General features: G+C 71.7%; 19 protein-coding genes and 1 pseudogene. 13 read left to right on the top strand and 7 right to left on the bottom strand.

Going from position 1 to position 18,239, the window contains the following annotated elements:
* The first annotated feature begins 52 nt into the window (after window positions 1-52).
* Window positions 53-1,297: an MFS transporter gene (locus tag KVT45_RS40990; RefSeq protein ID WP_217554494.1), complete on the top strand. Its 1,245-nt coding sequence runs from the start codon at window positions 53-55 to the stop codon at window positions 1,295-1,297.
* Between the two features lie 127 nt (window positions 1,298-1,424).
* Here KVT45_RS40990 and KVT45_RS40985 read toward each other — a convergent pair whose 3' ends face one another.
* The 5 genes and pseudogenes from KVT45_RS40985 to KVT45_RS56875 form a co-directional block, all read right to left on the bottom strand.
* The gene (locus KVT45_RS40985) at window positions 1,425-1,901 is read right to left on the bottom strand and encodes a MarR family winged helix-turn-helix transcriptional regulator (RefSeq protein WP_132888933.1); all 477 of its coding nucleotides are present in this window, start codon (window positions 1,899-1,901) and stop codon (window positions 1,425-1,427) included.
* Window positions 1,902-1,993: 92 nt separating this feature from the next.
* Window positions 1,994-2,791 carry an AIM24 family protein gene (locus KVT45_RS40980; RefSeq protein ID WP_217554493.1) on the bottom strand — a complete coding sequence of 266 codons (798 nt, stop codon included), beginning with the start codon at window positions 2,789-2,791 and terminating at the stop codon, window positions 1,994-1,996.
* On the bottom strand, window positions 2,788-3,438 hold the full coding sequence (locus KVT45_RS40975) for an AIM24 family protein (RefSeq protein ID WP_217554492.1): 651 nt from the start codon (window positions 3,436-3,438) through the stop codon (window positions 2,788-2,790). Before KVT45_RS40975 ends, KVT45_RS40980 begins: the two co-directional genes overlap by 4 nt.
* Before the next feature lies 1 nt (window position 3,439).
* Window positions 3,440-4,072, bottom strand: coding sequence for an AIM24 family protein (locus KVT45_RS40970; protein ID WP_217554529.1), 633 nt, complete (start codon window positions 4,070-4,072; stop codon window positions 3,440-3,442).
* A 76-nt stretch (window positions 4,073-4,148) separates the two neighbouring features.
* Window positions 4,149-4,350, bottom strand: a pseudogene (locus KVT45_RS56875) (DUF6191 domain-containing protein); the annotation flags it as partial.
* A gap of 155 nt (window positions 4,351-4,505) precedes the next feature.
* Between KVT45_RS56875 and KVT45_RS40965 the strand changes: the two are divergent.
* The 5 genes from KVT45_RS40965 to KVT45_RS40945 all read left to right on the top strand — a co-directional run bounded on the left by KVT45_RS40965 (window position 4,506) and on the right by KVT45_RS40945 (window position 7,361).
* Window positions 4,506-4,850 carry a DUF3817 domain-containing protein gene (locus KVT45_RS40965; protein WP_217554491.1) on the top strand — a complete coding sequence of 115 codons (345 nt, stop codon included), beginning with the start codon at window positions 4,506-4,508 and terminating at the stop codon, window positions 4,848-4,850.
* Entirely contained in the window at window positions 4,847-5,140 is a 294-nt protein-coding gene (locus KVT45_RS40960) for an MTH1187 family thiamine-binding protein (protein ID WP_217554490.1), read from the top strand. Before KVT45_RS40965 ends, KVT45_RS40960 begins: the two co-directional genes overlap by 4 nt.
* Window positions 5,141-5,293: 153 nt before the next feature.
* On the top strand, window positions 5,294-6,037 hold the full coding sequence (locus tag KVT45_RS40955; protein WP_217554489.1) for an SRPBCC family protein: 744 nt from the start codon (window positions 5,294-5,296) through the stop codon (window positions 6,035-6,037).
* A complete protein-coding gene (locus KVT45_RS40950) occupies window positions 6,034-6,714 on the top strand; it encodes a DUF4166 domain-containing protein (protein ID WP_217554487.1) in 681 nt (226 codons plus the stop codon). The genes KVT45_RS40955 and KVT45_RS40950 overlap by 4 nt, the downstream gene beginning before the upstream one ends.
* Complete coding sequence (locus KVT45_RS40945) at window positions 6,711-7,361, top strand: TetR/AcrR family transcriptional regulator (RefSeq protein WP_217554486.1); 651 nt, start codon at window positions 6,711-6,713, stop codon at window positions 7,359-7,361. Before KVT45_RS40950 ends, KVT45_RS40945 begins: the two co-directional genes overlap by 4 nt.
* 11 nt (window positions 7,362-7,372) lie before the next feature.
* On the opposite strand, the gene KVT45_RS40940 is transcribed toward KVT45_RS40945, so the two are convergent.
* Together KVT45_RS40940 and KVT45_RS40935 are read right to left on the bottom strand one after the other, a co-directional pair.
* The gene (locus tag KVT45_RS40940; protein WP_217554485.1) at window positions 7,373-7,717 is read right to left on the bottom strand and encodes a DUF6193 family natural product biosynthesis protein; all 345 of its coding nucleotides are present in this window, start codon (window positions 7,715-7,717) and stop codon (window positions 7,373-7,375) included.
* 20 nt (window positions 7,718-7,737) lie between these two features.
* Window positions 7,738-8,727: a DUF5937 family protein gene (locus KVT45_RS40935; RefSeq protein WP_217554484.1), complete on the bottom strand. Its 990-nt coding sequence runs from the start codon at window positions 8,725-8,727 to the stop codon at window positions 7,738-7,740.
* A gap of 85 nt (window positions 8,728-8,812) precedes the next feature.
* Between KVT45_RS40935 and KVT45_RS40930 the strand changes: the two genes are divergently transcribed.
* The 7 genes from KVT45_RS40930 to KVT45_RS40900 all read left to right on the top strand — a co-directional run bounded on the left by KVT45_RS40930 (window position 8,813) and on the right by KVT45_RS40900 (window position 18,239).
* The gene (locus tag KVT45_RS40930) at window positions 8,813-10,027 is read left to right on the top strand and encodes an MFS transporter (protein WP_217554528.1); all 1,215 of its coding nucleotides are present in this window, start codon (window positions 8,813-8,815) and stop codon (window positions 10,025-10,027) included.
* 134 nt (window positions 10,028-10,161) lie between these two features.
* Window positions 10,162-10,671 carry a MarR family winged helix-turn-helix transcriptional regulator gene (locus tag KVT45_RS40925; protein ID WP_089098721.1) on the top strand — a complete coding sequence of 170 codons (510 nt, stop codon included), beginning with the start codon at window positions 10,162-10,164 and terminating at the stop codon, window positions 10,669-10,671.
* Between the two features lie 66 nt (window positions 10,672-10,737).
* Complete coding sequence (locus KVT45_RS40920) at window positions 10,738-11,082, top strand: DUF3817 domain-containing protein (protein WP_217554483.1); 345 nt, start codon at window positions 10,738-10,740, stop codon at window positions 11,080-11,082.
* A 90-nt stretch (window positions 11,083-11,172) separates the two neighbouring features.
* Complete coding sequence (locus tag KVT45_RS40915) at window positions 11,173-12,873, top strand: methylmalonyl-CoA mutase (RefSeq protein ID WP_217554482.1); 1,701 nt, start codon at window positions 11,173-11,175, stop codon at window positions 12,871-12,873.
* 364 nt (window positions 12,874-13,237) lie between these two features.
* Entirely contained in the window at window positions 13,238-17,137 is a 3,900-nt protein-coding gene (locus tag KVT45_RS40910) for a hypothetical protein (protein ID WP_217554481.1), read from the top strand.
* Window positions 17,125-17,553 (top strand): DUF6086 family protein, encoded by a 429-nt coding sequence (locus KVT45_RS40905; protein ID WP_308311020.1) that lies wholly within the window; start codon window positions 17,125-17,127, stop codon window positions 17,551-17,553. Before KVT45_RS40910 ends, KVT45_RS40905 begins: the two co-directional genes overlap by 13 nt.
* Window positions 17,550-18,239, top strand: coding sequence for a hypothetical protein (locus tag KVT45_RS40900; protein WP_217554479.1), 690 nt, complete (start codon window positions 17,550-17,552; stop codon window positions 18,237-18,239). The genes KVT45_RS40905 and KVT45_RS40900 overlap by 4 nt, the downstream gene beginning before the upstream one ends.

The raw sequence follows: 18,239 nt of genomic DNA, 5'->3' as shown, positions 1-18,239 counted from the left end.
GCCGTGGCGCGACCAGGTGTCCCCTCTTCCGCCTCTCCCCGAGGAACTCACCATGTCCGCGCTGACTTCATCGCGCCCTTCACCTGCCCAGCGGCCCTCCTACGCCGCCGTCCTGCGTCTCCCGCACGCGCGCCGAACCTTCCTCGCCGCCCTCGCGGCCCGGCTTTCCTACGGCACGGTCTCGCTCGCCGTGCTGCTGTCCGTGACCCGGGCGACCGGCTCCTACGCCGTGACGGGGCTGGTGATGGCTCTGTTCGGCGGCTCGGCGGTCGTGCTGATGCCGGTCCGGGCGACCCTGGTGGACCGTTACGGCCCTCGGCGCGCCCTGCCTCCCATGGCAGCCGCGTACAGCGCCGTGCTCTGCCTGCTGGCGGCCCTGACCTGGCACCCGGGCGCCCCGCCGACGGCGCTCGCCCTGGCCGCCGCGCTCTCCGGGTGCGTGGCGCCGCCGCTGGGTCCCACGATGCGGGCGGTGTGGGGCCGACTGGCCGACGACCCGGCACTGCTGCGGCGGGCGTACAGCCTGGACGGGGTCGCCGAGGAACTCCTGTACGTCTCGGGCCCGGCGCTGGTGGGCCTGCTGCTGCGGTTCGGGCCGCCGCCGACGGGGCTGCTGCTGAGCGCGGTGCTGATGTCGGCCGGCACGTGTGCGTTCGTGGTGTCGCCGGCGGTGCGGGAGGTGGCGCCGCCGAAGCGGGAGGCCGGCCGCACACCCGGAGGCTTCCCGGCGGCGCCGGTTGTCGCGGCCGTCGGCCTGGGGCTCGCGCTGAGCGCGGTGGACCTGCTGGTGATGGCCTTCGCCGAGCAGCGGTCGTACGGCGCGGAGGCCGTCCCCTGGGTGATGGGCGCGCTGTCGGCGGGCAGCGCGGTGGGCGGTCTGCTGAACGGGGTGGTGGAGTGGCGCAGGCCTGCGGGGGAGCGGCTGGTGTGGCTGGCGGCGGGGCTGGGGGCGACTCTGGCGGTGGCCGGGCTGGCGTCGGGGATGTGGGTGCTGGCGGGGGCCATGGCGGCCGCGGGGGTGTTTGTGGCGCCCACGCTCACGACGGCGTATCTGCTGGCCGACGAGACGGCGGCGGAGGGGGAGCGGACGCGGGCGGGGGCGTGGGTGAACGCGGCCGTGAACGCGGGAAGCTCGGGAGGTTCTGTCGTGGCAGGGTGGTTGGTCGGGTGGCTGCCGGTGGCGGTCTGCTTTGCGCTGGCGGGAGGCGTCGCGGTGGTGTCCGCCGTAGGCGTGCGGGCTGTCCCCGGGCCGCGGGCCGGTGGGGACCGGTCGCGCCCACGCGGCGGAGCCGCATAGCGAACACAGCCCCGCGTCCCTGACGGGGCACCCTGCAAGCGCCGGTAAGCGTCGGTCCCGCCCGACATGCAGCAAGCGGCGGACGGGACCTGAACACCCGTCCGCCGCTTTCAGATGCTGCCTGTTGTCACGGTCGCCCGCGCTGCCCCCGCAGGTGTTCCGCGATCGGCTTCAGGCCCTTGTCCAGCTCTATGAGTGCCTCCGGCGACAGCAGGTCGATGAAGTGCCGTCGCACGGAGGCGACATGATGTGGCGCCACCTTCTTCATCGTCTCCATGCCGTGCTCGGTGAGGACGGCGTACAGTCCGCGGCGGTCGGACTCGCAGTTCTCGCGGCGGACCAGGTTCGCGTTCTCCATGCGGGTGATCTGGTGGGACAGCCGGCTCTTGGACTGGAGGGTGGCGGAGGCGAGGTCGCTCATCCGCATCCGGTAGTCCTCCGACTCGGACAGGTTCACCAGGATCTCGTAGTCGTTCATCGTCAGGCCGAACGGCTGCAGATCCTTTTCGAGCTGGTACGTCAACAGCCTGTTGACCTCCAGGTGGGTGCGCCAGGCGCACTGCTCCGCATCGGTCAGCCAGCGCGTGGCCGTCTCGGTCTCCATGAATCAAGTCTACCTAAAATGTTGAAAGGCGAACTAGTGAGGGTGGTGTGACTGTGCGCACGCGTTCGATGTCACACTCCGCAGACTACCGCTCACAGCCCGAAGCGACGCTGGAGGTCCCCCAGCTGTCCGGGAAGGCGCGGTGTGCCCGGTTGCTGTGGATGACCTGTGGAGGGGGTGCCTCCGCCGGGCACTCCGGGCTCGTGCGGAACCGCTCCCGTGGCCTGCTCGGCCATCAGGGTCTCGGTGGACTGGAGCAGGACCGTGCCGGCCCCTACGAACTCGAACTGGTGCTCCTCTCCGGAGGCCCCGCCGAGGCCTGTCAGCGCACGTAGACCGCCCATCACGCCGGTCATGTACCCGTGGTCGTAGTGGTGGCACGGGGAGGGGCAGTCGGCCCACCCCACCAGCGCCTGCGGGTCCACCCGGATGGGGGGTTCCATGAACACCACCGGACCGTTAGATGCGGCCACAAACTTTCCGGTTCCGATAAGGGTCAGAAAACCGGGAACGATTGATTGCTTCAGCGCGAGACTTGGCTGAAAAGCGAGCAGGTTGCCGGAGCGAATGGTCAGGTTGCCGTCTTCGAGGTCGTACGAGTTCACATCGAACGCCCGGTCGGCGAGGAGCATCTTGCCCGAGCCCTCCGCCACCACCCAGTCGCTCGCGTGCAGTGGCGAATGGAAGGAAGTGCGGACCAGGCGGTCGAGGCGGCCGTGTCCGATGCCGTTGAAGTCGATCGAGCCGTAGTAGGCGATCATCTTCCCCTTCTGCAGGAACCACTGGCCGCTCTTGAGCTCCACGCAGAAGGTGTACTTGTTGACGTTGTCGTCGACGGGGAGGGTCATGGGGTCGTACACGACCGGTCCGGCCGCTCCGTATGCGCTCACAGCTTCTCCTCCGACGCCTGCACGTACACCATGCCGTTGCCGCTGAGCTCCAGCTGGAACGCCTCGCCGGACCCGCGGCCCACCATGTCCCGCCAGCCGAGCGCGGACGACAGCTTGTTGCGCACGTCCCCGTGGTGGGCGACGTAGGCCTGCGGGTCGACATGGACCGGGCGCTGCGGAGTGACCGGGATCTCGAAGACCCCGCCGTGGGCCATCACGGCGACCGCGCCGTGGCCCTTGAGGGTGGTGGTGAACAGGCCCTGGCCGGTGACCTGGCCGCGCACCATGCCCATCACACCGCCCTGGGAGCCCATGAACATGGTGCCCTGCTGCAGCGTCCCCTCGAAGGCGAGCAGCCGGTCCGCCTCGACGTAGAGGGTGTCGCCGGTGAGGGTGATGACCTGGACGTGGTGGCCGCCGTGCCCGAAGAAGACCGTGCCGCTGCCCTCGACGGTCATGAGGGGGGTCGCCTCCCCGGCGACCCGGCGGCCGAGCATCGACATCAGCCCGCCCTGGCCGCCCTGGATGTTGGGCGTGAAGGACACCTCGCCCTTGTACGCGAGCATCGCTCCGCGCTGGCTGTAGAGCCGCTGCCCGGGGACGACGGTCGCCTCGACCATCTTCGAGTTCACCTCGCGCAGGGCCATGTCAGACGTCCCCCGCGATCGTGTTGCGCTCGCTCGGCTGCACGTACACCAGGCCGTCCCCCTCGAACCGGATCTGGAAGGCCTCCCCGCCGCCCTCCCCGAACAGCGTGCGGAAGGTCACACCCGCCTGGAAGGACTGGCGGAGGTTGCCCTGGTGGGCGATGTAGGCGCCCGGGTCGACGGTCAGCGGGTACTGCGGGCTGACTCTCAGTACCACCGCGGGGCCGTCCGACGTGATCGCCGCCTGGCCGTGGCCCTCGACCGTGGTGGTGAACAGGCCGTTGCCCTGGGAGGCGCCGCGCAGGCCCGTGAACGTCGTGCCGGTGCGCAGGCCGGCGTCGGTCGCGAGCAGGTTGCTCGACTCGACGTACAGCTTGTCGCCCTGCAGGCCGACCAGGTTGATCTCGGACGCCCGGTCCGCGAACCAGCACGTCCCGTGCCCCTTCACCTCCATCACCGTCATCTGCTCGCCGGTGAGCCGCCGGGTCACCATCCCGCGCAGCCCCTCGCCGCCGCCGCTCAGCTTCTTGAACGCCATCTGCCCGTCGTACGCGACCATCGAGCCGTTCTTCGCCTTCACGGCGTCCCCGGTCATCTCGACGGCGAGCACCTTGCTGCCCTGGAGTCGGAACATCGCCACGCTGCGAAGGTAGCCGCAGGCAGACAGCGGCGACAGGTCCCTTGGGTGGACATCACCCCGGATCGGTCCCCTAGGGGGCCGGCCGCCGCTCACCGGGGAGGCGTATCACCGCCGTACCGGCCGTCGGGTCGACCGTGGACCCCGGCGGCGCGCCGTCCTCCTCGTCGGCGCGCCGCACCAGCGCGCTCTGCCGCTCCTTGACGCCGTTCTGCTCGCCCGGGGAGAGCCGCCTCCAACTGCTCGAAGCCGGTCGCGGAGACCTGGTCCTGCCGCGCGGCGTTCCGCCGAACTGAACACCCGCCCTCTTCGTCGTCCGGCCCCGCCTCCCACCCCCCGCGCGGGGACCGGGAGGCTCCTTTGCCACAATGGCTGAACGTTTGTGCTCGCGTTCACAAAGAGTGGACGTCTCTCCCACCGAAGGTGACTCGTGGACATCAAGACCGCCACCGCCATCCGACGCCTCCGCCTGGTCTCCGCCCCGGAGGCCGTCTCCTTCCTGATCCTCCTCGTCTGCTCGGTGCTGAAGCGGACCACGGACTTCAACGCGGTGCCCGTGATGGGCGCGATCCACGGTGTCCTGTTCATCCTCTACGTGATCTTCTGGGCCGACGCCTGGAACCGCGCCAAGTGGTCCCTGGGGACCGCCGCCTTCTACTTCGTCCTCTCCGTCCTGCCGACCGGCGGCTTCTTCGCCGAGCGCAAGCTGCGCCGCGAGTCCGAGGACGCGGTCATCGCGGCCCGCGCCCGCCAGGAAGGGGCGGTGAAGGCATGATCGTCGCTTTCTCCGTGACGCCGCTCGGCGTCGGCGAGGACGTCGGGGAGTACGTCGCCGACGCCGTGCGGGTGGTCCGCGAGTCGGGGCTGCCCAACCGCACCGACGCCATGTTCACCTCGATCGAAGGCGAGTGGGACGAGGTGATGGACGTCGTCAGGCGTGCCGTCGCCGCCGTCGAGGAGCGTGCCCCGCGCGTCTCCCTGGTCCTCAAGGCGGACATCCGGCCCAGCGTCAGTGACGGGCTCACCAGCAAGGTGGCGACGGTCGAGCGGTACCTCGCCGAGTAGCCGGCAGTCGGCGGAACCCCGGTCCTCCAGGGCCGGGGTTTTCTTCTGCCCCGTGATTGAGCGATCGCTCAAAAAGGGGTAGCTTCATCTCGTGAGTTTTGAGCGATCGCTCAAAACGAGCTCAAAAGACCAGGTGACGGGGGTACGACACCAATGGGGCTCTACATAGAGGCGCATATCCGCGCCGACCTCGACGAACTGTGGGCACGCACCCAGGACCCCGGGCAGCACCAGCGCTGGGACCTGAGGTTCACCGAGATCACCTACCTCCCGAGTGCGGAGGGCGAGCCGCGGCGCTTCCGTTACGCCACGCGCGTGCTGCCGTTCCTGACGGTCGCCGGCACCGGTGTCTCCGCGGGGGAGAAGGAGCGCCCCGACGGCACCCGCACCTCCGCCCTGCGCTTCGCCTCCCCGGACCCGCTCTCGCTGCTAGCCGAGGGCAGCGGCTACTGGCGGTACGTCCCGGTCCCCGGGGGTGTCCGCTTCGTCACCGGCTACGACTACCGGCCCCGGTGGGGCGCCGTCGGCGCGCTCGCCGACCGCCTGGTCCTCCGCCCCCTGATGGGCTGGGCGACCGCCTGGTCCTTCGACCGGCTGCGGCTGTGGCTGGAGCGCGGGATCACCCCGGAACGGGCGCGGTGGAACTGGCTCGCCGAGATGGCGGCCCGGGCGCTGACCATCGCCGGCTGCGGCACCGCCCTGAGCCGGGGCCCGGTCCTCGGCACCCTCGCGCCCACCGTCGCCTTCCTGGTCCCGCTCCTCCTGGTCGTCGCCCTCTTCCTGGCTCTCGTCAAGTCTCCGCTCGCCGCCACCCCGGCCGCCCGCCGCTGCCTGCGCACCCCGCCCGCCCGAGCGACCGCCCCGCGCATCCTGCGCACCCTGGAGAAGCAGCCGTGACCTCGATGTTCCGCACCGTTCTCGGCCCCGACTTCGACCGGCTGCACCCGCAGCTCCAGCGCCGCTTCTCGGTCGGCCTGGCGAGCGGCGAGGCCTGCACCGGCCACGGCGTGATGGACCGGATCTGGCACGGCGGGGCCTTCGTGAAGCCGTTCCTGGCGCTGGGCACCACCCGCAACATCCTGGTCCCGAAGGCCGCCAGGAACGTCCCGTTCAAGATCGAGAATGTGCCCTACGCGGACAGCTACGGCCGTGAGACGGTGACGTTCGTGCGCACCTTCGACCTGCCCGGCCGCCCCCGCCGCTTCGACGCCCAGATGGTGCTCAGCCCCAAGGGCGACCGCATCCTCGACTACCTCGGCACCCACCAGCACCTCGCCAGCGAACTGCACTTCCACGCCGAGTCCGACGGCTCCCTGCTGATCCGCTCCGGCGAACACCGCTTCAGGGAGGGCCCGGTGGACGTCCGCGTCCCCGAACTCGTCGGCGCCACCGCCGAGGTGCGCGAGTCCTACGACGACCGGGCCGGCCGCTTCCGCATCCAGGTGCGGGTCGTGAACCGGTACTTCGGGCCGCTCTTCGGCTACCAGGGCACCTTCGAGGCGTCATACACCGGCATCCGCGGCTGCGGGGTGCGGCCCGGGCTGCGGCCCGTCCGTGAGGAGCCGCGCGCGTGAGCCCGGAGACCGCCAAGTCCCTGGAGACGAAGAACAAGCTGCTGGAGGGCGCGCTGCGGACGCTCACCGAGCAGGGGATCGCCAAGACCTCGGCCCGAACGATGGCGGCGGCCGCCGGAGTCAACCAGGCGCTGGTCTTCTACCACTTCGGATCCGTGGACGAACTCCTCGCCGCGGCCTGCCGGTACGGCGCCGAGCAAGCCGTCGCCCGCTTCCGTCCCCGCCTCGCCGGCGTCGGCTCGTTCGCCGAACTGCTCACCGTGGGACGGCAGATCCACGAGGAGGCGCGCGCGGGCGGCCATGTCGCCCTGCTCGGGCAGCTGCTGGCCGGCGCGCAGACCCACGAGGCGCTCGGGCCTGCCACGGCGGCCGGGCTCGACCTGTGGATCGCCGAGATCGAGGAGGTGCTGGTCCGGGTTCTCGCGGCCACGCCCTTCGGGGAGTTCACCGACCCGGCCGGGCTCGCCCGCACGGTCGCCGCGTCCTTCGTCGGCATCGAGCTGTACGAGGGCGTCGACGCGGCCGGCGCCCACGCGGCCCTGGATGCCCTGGAGCAACTCGGCGCGCTGGTGGCCGCGTTGGAGGAGCTCGGCCCGGTGGCCCAGCGCGCGGTCCGGCACCGTCTGCGCCGCGCCGGCCGCGGTTAGGGCTGCCGAGCTCAGGGCTGCCGCGGCTCGGGCGGCAGGTGTGCGACCAGCAGGGCGACGGCCTCCTCGGCCGTCGCGACCTCGCCCAGTTCGGTGAAGTCGGACGAGCAGACCGTGTACGGCGGCGGGCCGTAGAGGACGTGCGGGAGGCGCTCGCCGGGACGTACCTCGCCGGGCAGACCGCGCAGGAAGTGCAGGCCGCCGTGGCTCGGGAAGGGGTACAGGGCGCGCAGCCGCGGTTCGGCGTGGGCCGCGTGCGCGATCTCCACCAGTTCGTCGGTCATCCAGCCACGGGTGTTCGGGCGTCGTTCGAGCAGCCACCGCCAGGCGGTGGCCGCGTCGGGTGCTTCGGGCATGGCCCTCATCGTGGCACGGGTCAGCCGCCCGACGTCCCTGACGCCAGCGTGATGCCCAGCGGGGTCCGCTCGTACAGCACCTGGTGGCCGTAGCGGTGGCAGGTGAGCAGCCCCGCGTCGCGCAGGACCGCCAGGTGCGCGGAGACCGAGGAGGGGGCGAGGCGCAGCCGGTGGGCGAGGGCGGTGGTGGTGGCCGGTTCGGTCAGCGCGGCCAGGACGGCGGCACGGCCCCGGCCCAGCAGCCGTACCAGGGCGTCGGGCGTGGTGTCGGCCGGGTCGGTCCACAGGCCGCCGATGCCCCGGGCCGGATAGACCAGCGTGGGCCTGGCCGGCGGGTCGAAGGAGCTGATCACGTCCGGCCAGGTGAACACGCTCGGCATCAGCACCAGGCCCTGCCCGCCGAGGTGCCGCTCGTACGCGCCGGGCGACTCCACGGTCAGCGTCCCGGACCGCCAGCCGCAGCGGCGGTGGATCTCCGGCAGCAGCCCGCCCAGGCCGACCTCCGCGAGCCGCCGGGAGTGGAAGGCGATGTCCGCCTCCAGCAGGGCGCGCAGCCGGGGCCAGTCCGGGGCCACCAGGACCCGCCAGGCCGCCTCCAGCGCATCCGTGACCTCCCGGATCATGCGCGGCGGATCGGCCAGCCAGGCCCGGGCCGTCGCCGAGTCCGACGCGCCCGGCGTGTCCGCGAGCGACCGTGCGGTGTCCGCCCGGGCCGTCTCCGGGTCCACCGCCCGCAGGGCCGCCAGTTCCTCCTCGACGGAGGCCGCCGGGCCGGTCGGCGGCGCCACCAGCCAGTCGGGGGAGTGACCGCGCCGGGGCATCAGCAGCCACAGCGGTGCCAGGTCGAGACCGGCCGCCACCGCCCTGATCCGCCGCAGCCAGGGCGTGTGATAGCCGTGCCGGTCCGGCCGCCGCAGCGTGCGCACCGCCGCCTGCGTCTCCCACAGCGGTGACACGGCGAACCGGCACCGGAGGAAGTCGTCCTCGTCGAAGTGGAGGTGGGAGGGCATGACGGGGTCCCGGGCGGAGGAGCGGAAGATTCGGCTGGTGCCGAAACTCTACGCGGGCGGCCGTGGCGCGGGCACGCTGCCGTCCATGTCCGCGCCTGCCCTGGAGCGACCCGCCGGCTACGGCTGGGTCCTCGCCGTACCCGAGTTCCGTGCCGTCTTCGCCGCCCATGTGCTGTCCATGCTCGGCGTGATCGTCAGCGAGATCGCGCTGTCCGTGCTGGTGTACGACCTCACGGGATCGCCGCTGCTCAGCGCCCTGACCTTCGCGCTGGGCTTTCTGCCCTACCTGGTCGGCGGCACGCTGCTGGCCCCGGTGGCCGACCGGTTCCCGGCCCGCCGGGTGCTGGTGGTGTGCGACCTGGTGTGTGCGGGGTGCGTCGCCGTGATGGCGGTCCCGGGCACCGGCATCGGGGTGCTGCTCGGGCTGCGCTGCGCGCTCGCCGTCGTCTCGCCGGTGTTCGCCGGCACCCGGATGGCGACCCTCTCCGACGTCCTCGGCGGCGGCGAGCTGTTCGTGCTCGGCCGCTCCCTGCTGCGGATCGTCGCGCAGAGCGCGCTGCTCGTCGGCTACGGCCTCGGCGGACTGCTCCTCACCGTCCTCGCCCCGCGGCACGCCCTGCTGATCACCGTCGGCACCTTCCTCGCCTCGGCCGCGCTGCTGCGCCTCGGCACCCGGCACCGCCCCGCCCGCGTCCGGGCCCGGGAGCACGGCGGGGACGCCGCGGGCACCCGGCAGCTGCTCGCCGACCGCCGTGTCCGCCGCCTGCTCCTCCTCTTCTGGATCCCGGCGATGTTCGCCGTCGTCCCCGAGGCGCTCGCCGCCCCCTACGCCGACGCGCTCGGCACCGGATCCCCGGGGCTCGGCCTGCTGATGTGCGCGCTGCCGGTCGGCACGATCGCCGGGGAGCTGTACGCCGGCGCCCGGCTCGGCCCGGCCGCCCGGGAGCGGATCGCCCTCCCGCTGGTCTGCCTCACCCTGCTGCCGTACCTGGGCTTCGCCCTGCACCCCTCCCTCGCCCTCTCGCTGCTGCTCCTGGTGACGGCGGGCGCGGGGTCGGCGTACACGCTGGGCCTGGACCAGTGGTTCGTGCGGGCCGTGCCCGAGGAGCTGCGCGGCCGGGCCATGACCGTGCTCAGCGCCGGGCTGATGACCGTGCAGGGCGTCGGCATGACACTGGCGGGGGTGGCCGCGGAGGCGGTGGGGGTGCGGGCCGCGGTGGCGGGGGCCGGGGCGGTGGGGGCGGCGTGCTGCTGCGGGCTCGCGGCGGCGACCCGGCGGACACCGCGGCGGCTGCCGTAACGACTGCTCTGGCAGGTGCGCCCCCGGTCCCATGGCGGCTGCCCCGGCAGGCCTGCCGTCCGTGCCCGTTGCAAAGGTGACCGAAAGCCGAGACACGGCTGACCGCTATATGACCGGCCGGTAGGGTCGGTGACGTGCCCAAGCCTCTCAGTCTTCCCTTCGACCCCATCGCCCGAGCCGACGACCTCTGGAAGCAGCGCTGGGGAAGCGTCCCGTCGATGGCCGCGATCACCTCGATCATGCGGGCCCAGCAGATTCTGCTGGCCGAGGTGGACGCGGTGGTCAAGCCGTACGGGCTGACGTTCGCGCGCTACGAGGCGCTGGTGCTGCTCACCTTCTCCAAGGCCGGCGAGCTGCCGATGTCGAAGATCGGCGAGCGGCTGATGGTGCACCCGACCTCGGTGACGAACACCGTCGACCGGCTGGTGAAGTCCGGTCTGGTCGACAAGCGGCCCAACCCCAACGACGGGCGCGGCACGCTCGCCACGATCACCGAGAAGGGCCGCGAGGTCGTCGAGGCGGCCACCCGCGACCTGATGGAGATGGACTTCGGGCTCGGGGTGTACGACGCCGAGGAGTGCGGGGAGATCTTCGCGATGCTGCGGCCGCTGCGGGTCGCCGCGAACGACTTCGACGAGGATTGAATCCGCCGTCCGCACAGCGGTGACCCGGGACAAGATCTCCCGGAACGGGTGGTTACGCTCGTCCCCATGAAAAAGAGCGTGCTGACCCGCTACCGCGTCCTGGCCTACGTCACCGGTGTGCTGCTGGTGCTGCTGTGCCTGAGCATGATCGCCAAGTACGGGCTGGACATCGACGGTGCGGCCGACGTCACGCGCGTCGTCGCCATCGCGCACGGCTGGCTCTACGTCGTCTACCTGGTCTTCGCCTTCGACCTGGGCTCCAAGGCGAAGTGGCCGGTCGGCAAGCAGCTGTGGGTGCTGCTGGCGGGGACGATCCCGACCGCTGCCTTCTTCGTGGAGCGCAAGGTCACCCGTGAGCTGGACGCCAAGGTCACCGACGGTTCTCCGGTGGCCGCGAAGGTCCGGGCCTAGGTCGTAGACCCCCGGTCGTACCGCCGTGCGGACACCCGTGCGGCGGTTCTCCATCGACATTTACTTGGACGTCCTAGTAAATTCGAGGGTATGGACGCTGACGCCATCGAGGAGGGCCGCCGACGCTGGCAGGCCCGTTACGACGCGGCCCGCAAGCGGGACGCGGACTTCACCACGCTCTCCGGGGACCCCGTGGAGCCGGTGTACGGGCCCCGACCCGGGGACACATACGAGGGATTCGAGCGGATCGGCTGGCCGGGGGAGTACCCCTTCACCCGCGGGCTGTATCCGACCGGCTACCGCGGGCGGACCTGGACCATCCGCCAGTTCGCCGGGTTCGGCAACGCCGAGCAGACCAACGAGCGCTACAAGATGATCCTCGCCAACGGCGGCGGCGGTCTCTCCGTGGCCTTCGACATGCCGACCCTCATGGGACGGGACTCGGACGACGCGCGGTCGCTGGGCGAGGTCGGGCACTGCGGGGTCGCCATCGACTCCGCCGCCGACATGGAGGTCCTGTTCAAGGACATCCCGCTGGGTGACGTCACGACGTCCATGACGATCAGCGGGCCCGCCGTGCCCGTCTTCTGCATGTACCTCGTCGCCGCCGAACGGCAGGGCGTCGACCCGTCGGTCCTCAACGGCACGCTCCAGACCGACATCTTCAAGGAGTACATCGCCCAGAAGGAGTGGCTGTTCCAGCCCGAACCCCATCTGCGGCTGATCGGCGACCTGATGGAGTACTGCGCGGCCGGCATCCCCGCGTACAAGCCGCTGTCCGTGTCCGGCTACCACATCCGCGAGGCGGGTGCGACGGCCGCGCAGGAGCTGGCCTACACGCTCGCGGACGGCTTCGGGTACGTGGAGCTGGGGTTGAGCCGCGGGCTCGACGTGGACGTGTTCGCCCCCGGTCTCTCCTTCTTCTTCGACGCGCACGTCGACTTCTTCGAGGAGATCGCCAAGTTCCGCGCCGCGCGCCGGATCTGGGCGCGCTGGATGCGGGACGTCTACGGGTCCCGGTCGGACAAGTCGCAGTGGCTGCGCTTCCACACGCAGACCGCCGGTGTCTCGCTGACCGCCCAGCAGCCGTACAACAACGTGGTGCGCACGGCCGTGGAGGCGCTGGCGGCCGTGCTCGGCGGGACCAACTCGCTGCACACCAACGCCCTGGACGAGACCCTCGCCCTGCCGAGCGAGCAGGCCGCCGAGATCGCGCTGCGCACCCAGCAGGTGCTCATGGAGGAGACCGGGGTCGCCAACGTGGCGGACCCGCTGGGCGGTTCCTGGTACGTCGAGCAGCTCACCGACCGGATCGAGGCCGACGCCGAGAAGATCTTCGACCAGATCAAGGAGCGGGGGCTGCGGGCCCATCCGGACGGGCGGCACCCGATCGGACCGGTCACGTCCGGGATCCTGCGGGGCATCGAGGACGGCTGGTTCACCGGCGAGATCGCCGAGTCCGCCTTCCAGTACCAGCGGTCGCTGGAGAAGGGCGACAAGCGGGTCGTCGGCGTCAACGTGCACACCGGGTCCGTCACCGGGGACCTGGAGATCCTGCGGGTCTCGCACGAGGTCGAGCGGGAACAGGTACGGGTGCTGGGCGCCCGGCGGACCGCGCGGGACGAGGGCGCGGTGCGTGCCGCCCTGGACGCGATGCTCGGTGCCGCCCGGTCCGGCGCCAACATGATCGGGCCCATGCTCGACGCCGTACGGGCCGAGGCGACCCTGGGCGAGATCTGCGGGGTGCTGCGGGACGAGTGGGGGGTGTACACGGAGCCGCCCGGGTTCTGACGGACGGGCGTCGATATGTGATGTCCACCTCATGGTGACGTTCTGTGCGTGCCGCGGGGAGACGGCGAACGCGGCGCCGCACAGGGCGTACACAGGATGTGGCCCCGATCTCCCCGGCCGGGCCTTTGCCGCCGTGGTGACCGTCGGTGAGCGAGCCGGGCAAAGGGCTCTTGATCTCCAGGTCAAGCCCATGTCTATGGTGATCCCGGCGTCCGACTGGATCTGACCAGTCCGCTTGGTCGTGACGCCCTCATCTCGGCGCGCCTGGGGGAGTGCCACGCATCCGTGACACCGGCTGTGGCCGGGACGTGCCCTGCTTCCCCCCGACGTGCCGTCGGCATTCGCCACTTCCGAGGGGGAAGCAGTGCACACATCAGCGCGGTCGAAAAGAGCACCGCGTCACAGACGCCGGCTTCGGCAACGCCTCACCGCGGCCACCGTCCTCACCGTCTCGACCTCCGTGGTCGCCGGCCTGATATCCGTCGCTCCCGCGTTCGGCGCCCCACGCGCCGCCGACGAGCAGGACACCGGCTTCTACCGCAACAGCATCGGTGAACAGGCCCGACTCGACCGCTGCACCGCCGGGTTCGCCCTGCACGCCGGCGGTCCGACGATGAAGGCCAAGGCGATCGAGGGCCTGACGGGCACCGACGGCCAACTCCACACGGTCATCGGCACTCCGGCCGACAGCTACGCCCAGATGGGCACCGCGATGGTCACCGACCGGGATTCGGTCTCCGCCTATCTGGAGCGTTCCCGCAAGCGCACGTCGGATCTCGAAGCCGCCAACAAGGTCTATGCCCAGAGCTCCGACAGCGACCAGATCACGCTGCACGCACCGGAGTTCGACAAGGCCATCACCGACTTCACGCTCGGCGCCGGCCTGGACCTGCTGAACGGCTTCGGGCAGGACGGCCACGCCGTGCCGAGCAAGGCGGTCATCGACCAGGCCACCGCGGTCTACAACGCGAACAAGGGCAAGGACACCTGGAACGACCAGGCCGCCGCCGACACGCTCAAGGACGCCGACCGGTCCACGTACCGCAACACGACCGCCTCCGACCTCGCCTACTACCTGCGGCACGGCGGCTATCCCGCCCAGGCGCCCACGGCGGACACCGCCGAGTTCCGGGTGGAGGTCGAGGCCCTCAAGGGCGCGTTCGGGGCCTGCGACAGCCTCAACCCGGTCGACGCGCGCCGGGTCATGAACCAGGTTGTTCTCACCGCCGGCGCCGAATGGGAGCAGGAGTACGCCGCCCAGGCCGCGCAGCGGGCCACGATCATCACGGCGGAGTCGGACTCGTCGAAGGCCGTGCGCGACACCACCGACGCGATGATCGACTCCGTCGGACAGGCCTGGCTCGCCGAGCAGATCCTGCTGTGGCAGAAGCACTGGGCCGGCAAGCCGGCCGACGACATCCTGCGCCCCGCCAAGAGTGTCTTCGACAAGGCCGGCAAGGACCTCACGAAGGCCCGTACCAACGCTGCCGCGGCCGCTGACAAGGCCGTCAAGCTGGCCGCCACGGCGAAGGCCGCCGCCGGGCGTGCCGACACCGCGCAGGGCGACGCGTACAAGATCGCCGACTCCCGGCAGGAGCCGCGCGGGCGCGGTCTGGTGTACGCGCAGCAGTCCGTGCAGGTGGCCAAGGCGTCGTCCGCCGCGGCCGAGGCGGCCTCGCAGGCGGCCCAGGCGGCCTCCGACGCGGCCAAGGCCACGGCCAAGGACACGGCCACCCTGCTCAAACTCGCGCAGACCAAGGCGCACGCGGTGAACACCGAGTTCCGCCGGGTGGCCGCCGAGGAGGCCGCGCGCCAGGCCAAGAACGCCGCGGACTCCGCGGAGGCCTACGCGGCCAAGGCCGCCCAGAACGCGACGACGGCCAAGAACGCGCAGAAGACCGCCGCCGAGCAGAAGGAGATCGCCCGCCAGCAGGCCGAGAACGCCGCGGCCAAGGCGACCACGGCAGAACTGGAGCGGGCCAACGCCGCCGCCTACCGTGCCACCGCCGCCTCGGAGCGCGGCAAGGCCGAGTCGTCGGAGCGGCGGGCCGAGGCGCTGAAGACCTCGGCGACCGGCGCCCGCGGTGATGCCGACAGCGCGGCGGGCACCGCCTCCGCGAAGCGGATCGCCGCCGAACAGGCCGAGTCGGACGCCGAGTTCGCCCGGGACAAGGCGTACCAGGCCGAACAGGCACAGAAGGCGTACGAGGCCCGTGCCGCCGCCCTGGAGTCGGCCGCCGCGGCTGCCGTGGGCACCGATGCCGCGGCCGACGCCAAGAAGGCCGCCACCGAGGCCCGTTCCGCCGCCGGCCAGGCCGCCGCCGACGCCGCCGGTGCCCGCAGCGCCGCCGCCGACGCCACCACGGCGGCCGTCAACGCCCGTGCCGCCGCCACCAAGGCCAAGGCCAGCGCGACCAAGTCCCGGCAGGCCGCGGACGAGGCCTGGGACTCCTACTGGGGCGCGTTCAGCGCCGCCCAGACCGCGCACGCCGCGGCGGCCGACGCGATCGAGGCCGCCCGGGAGGCCGCGGACAACGCACGGAAGGCCGGCGAGGAGGCCGCGAAGGCCAAGGAGCAGGCGAAGACCGCGCATGACAACGCGGTCGCCGCGCACGACGAGGCCCTCAAGACGGCCAGGTCCGCGGCGGAGACCGTCGGCGAGGCGTACGCGACCACGCAGGCCGCGCTCGCCGCCCGCGACTCGGCCGACAAGGCACGGGCGCCGGCGACGACGGCGATCTCCATGGGCACGGCGTACCAGGAGACCGACTCCGCCGCCGCGTTCGCGGTCCTCACGGGGCAGCAGGCCCTGTCGCTCGCCGAGCAGCAGGCCACGGCGGCCGAGGCCAAGTCCGCCGAGGCACAGCGCATGGCCAAGGAGGCGCAGGCCCTCGCGGACAAGGCGAGCAAGGACGACAAGGCCGCGGCCACCGCGTCGGCGCAGGCGGCGAAGGACGCCTCGCGTGCCGCGACCGCCTACAAGAACGCGCAGGCCTCGGCCAAGGAGGCGCGGACGGCGGCCGACGCGGCGACAAAGCTCGCGGCCGACGCCGACGGCTACGCGGTCGCGGCCGGCGGCAGCGCGGTGCACGCCACCCTGTCGGCGAACAGCGCCCAGGCGGAGGCCGCGGCCGCCGACAACGAGGCCACGCAGGCGGAGAAGAGCGCCGCGGGGGCCCGGCAGGCCGCCAAGGACGCCACGGACCAGGCGGACGCGGCGGACTTCTCGGCGCGCAGTGCGGCGAGTGACGCGGCCGGTGCGCAGGACGCCTCGGACAACGCGAACCAGGCGGCCGGCGACGCCCAGAAGGCGGCGGCGCGTGCGGAGGAGGCGGAGCGCCAGCGTCTGGCGGAGGAGCGCCGCAAGGCCATGGCGAGCGGCGACACGGGTGTCTCCGGCGCCGACGCCGTGCTGACCGCCGACGACCGTGCCCTGCTGCTCAAGACCTGCGGACAGGCGTGCGTGGACGACTGGGACGCGGCCAGTGCCGCGGTCGCCGCGTCCGTCGTCGACTGGATCAGGAAGAACGGCGCCGACGTCCTCCTGGAGGTCATCGGTGTCAACGACGCCAAGCGCTGCTTCGGCCAGGGTGACGTCGAGAGCTGCCTGTGGACCCTGGTCAACGCGGCGAGCCTGGTCGCGCTGGTCGGCAAGCTCCCGGCGGTGACGAAGGCGATCGCGCTCGTCGGCTCGAAGATCGGCAAGTTCTTCGAGGAGGCGGAGTGGGGCAAGCGCACGCTGGACCAGCTCCGCAAGGCCATCGAGGCGGCGAAGAAGGAGCCCGACAAGGGCTCGATCGGCAAGTCCAGCACGCCGTGCAGCCATCCCGGCGCCGAGAACTGCAAGAACATCACGTTCCCGGACAAGAACCGCCCGAAGCTCGGTTCCGACGGCAAGTACCACATGAAGGAGGGTGACACCGAGGTACAGATCGACAACCCGACCGACCTGAGTGACACCATCGGCGACATCGACCTGGTCAAGGACGGTGTGCTGTGGGAGAACAAGTCGGTCACGACCGTCAGGCTCACCCAGGAGCAGATGGAGAAGTGGGTGAACAAGCACGTCGGCAAGAAGATCGCCTCCTACCGGCGGGCCCGCCCCTTCCTGCGGGGTTACGAAGGCGCCCCCATCGGCATCCGCTTCGAGGACCCCGCGATCAACACGATCAACCCCGGTATGAAGCCTCTGGTGGAGCAGCGCATCGCGGAACTCCGCCGGGCCAACCCCGACCTCGACATCCGATTCTGGTGGCCGAATTGAGTTACATCTTCACCGTGAGCGACACCGACGAGGACGTCTGGGAACCGGCCCTGGCGGTCGGTCAGCTCTTCATGGGCGGTGTCAACGCACTGGGCTCCCTGGTCCTGAAGGTGCCGACCGGACTCGACGACCTCACCGGTGACTGGGTGAAGGTGGACACGGCCCAGTACGCCGTGTTCGTCGGGGCTGCCCTGAGGAGGCGCGGCTCCACCGGTCACCGCGAGTTCATGTCCCTGCTGGACGGACTGCTGCCAGTGATGATCATGCTGGCCGACCGGAGCGGCATCGAGATCACCGGAGCCAGCCCGGCCGAACGCGCCTACCTGGAGTGGGCGCGCGACAGGGACCGCGTCCTGCGCGGGCACATCGTGGAGCAGCAGGACGGCGGGGTCCATTTCTGGGGCGACGAAGCATGAGGACGACCGCGAGGATCACGGCCGTGCTCGTCGGAGCCCTCCTCGTCACCACCGCCGCCTGCGGTGCGGACTCGGGCCAGGACAGGACGCGGACCGGGACGACCGGGCCGGCGGTCACCGCTCCCGGCAGGGCGGTCCTCGACAGGGCGGCCCTCGACAGGGTCGCCCTGGTGGGCACTGTCGCCGGATACAAGGTGACCAGGACGGCCGCACGGGACATCCCGCTCGAGGGCGGGTACGCCGTGAACCGCAAGGAGTGTGCGCCCATCGGCGCGCTGATCGGCGGTCACCTCCCGGAGAAGCCGGCCGGAGAGGTGTTCCGCACGGTCAAGCCGGTCGACCCGAAGAACGCGACCGTCGGGAACGTCTGGCTGTCCTCGTACCGCGACGGCCGTGCCGCCCGGGTGCTGGACGCCGTCGACACCGCCGTGGACGCGTGCGGGGGCTCCTTCACGACCGCGGGGCTCACCTACCACTCGGTCGAGCGCGTCAAGTCGTCCGGATCCGGGGAGACAGCCTTCCGGGTGACCGCCGACGTGGGCAAGGAGCGGCTCACGATGAACTACCGGGTGGTCCGGTCGGGAGACGTCGTCGCGGGGTTCTACGGGGTGAACATGCTGCACCCCGAGAACGGGGCGATTCCCGATGCCGTGGTGGACGCCCAGGTGGCACGGCTCGGCGGCTGA

It is taken from the genome of Streptomyces sp. GbtcB6 (assembly GCF_019091475.1).
Lineage (GTDB): Bacteria > Actinomycetota > Actinomycetes > Streptomycetales > Streptomycetaceae > Streptomyces > Streptomyces hyaluromycini.
The sequence above is the reverse complement of the archived record's forward strand: the minus strand, read 5'-3'. Positions and strand labels throughout refer to the sequence as shown.

Coding starts and splice junctions, on each gene's coding strand:
- KVT45_RS40990 (WP_217554494.1), top strand. CDS start 53: ATGTCCGCGCTGACTTCATCGCGCCCTTCACCTGCCCAGCGGCCCTCC.
- KVT45_RS40985 (WP_132888933.1), bottom strand. CDS start 1,901: ATGGAGACCGAGACGGCCACGCGCTGGCTGACCGATGCGGAGCAGTGC.
- KVT45_RS40975 (WP_217554492.1), bottom strand. CDS start 3,438: ATGGCCCTGCGCGAGGTGAACTCGAAGATGGTCGAGGCGACCGTCGTC.
- KVT45_RS40970 (WP_217554529.1), bottom strand. CDS start 4,072: ATGTTCCGACTCCAGGGCAGCAAGGTGCTCGCCGTCGAGATGACCGGG.
- KVT45_RS40960 (WP_217554490.1), top strand. CDS start 4,847: ATGATCGTCGCTTTCTCCGTGACGCCGCTCGGCGTCGGCGAGGACGTC.
- KVT45_RS40955 (WP_217554489.1), top strand. CDS start 5,294: ATGGGGCTCTACATAGAGGCGCATATCCGCGCCGACCTCGACGAACTG.
- KVT45_RS40940 (WP_217554485.1), bottom strand. CDS start 7,717: ATGCCCGAAGCACCCGACGCGGCCACCGCCTGGCGGTGGCTGCTCGAA.
- KVT45_RS40935 (WP_217554484.1), bottom strand. CDS start 8,727: ATGCCCTCCCACCTCCACTTCGACGAGGACGACTTCCTCCGGTGCCGG.
- KVT45_RS40930 (WP_217554528.1), top strand. CDS start 8,813: ATGTCCGCGCCTGCCCTGGAGCGACCCGCCGGCTACGGCTGGGTCCTC.
- KVT45_RS40920 (WP_217554483.1), top strand. CDS start 10,738: ATGAAAAAGAGCGTGCTGACCCGCTACCGCGTCCTGGCCTACGTCACC.
- KVT45_RS40915 (WP_217554482.1), top strand. CDS start 11,173: ATGGACGCTGACGCCATCGAGGAGGGCCGCCGACGCTGGCAGGCCCGT.
- KVT45_RS40900 (WP_217554479.1), top strand. CDS start 17,550: ATGAGGACGACCGCGAGGATCACGGCCGTGCTCGTCGGAGCCCTCCTC.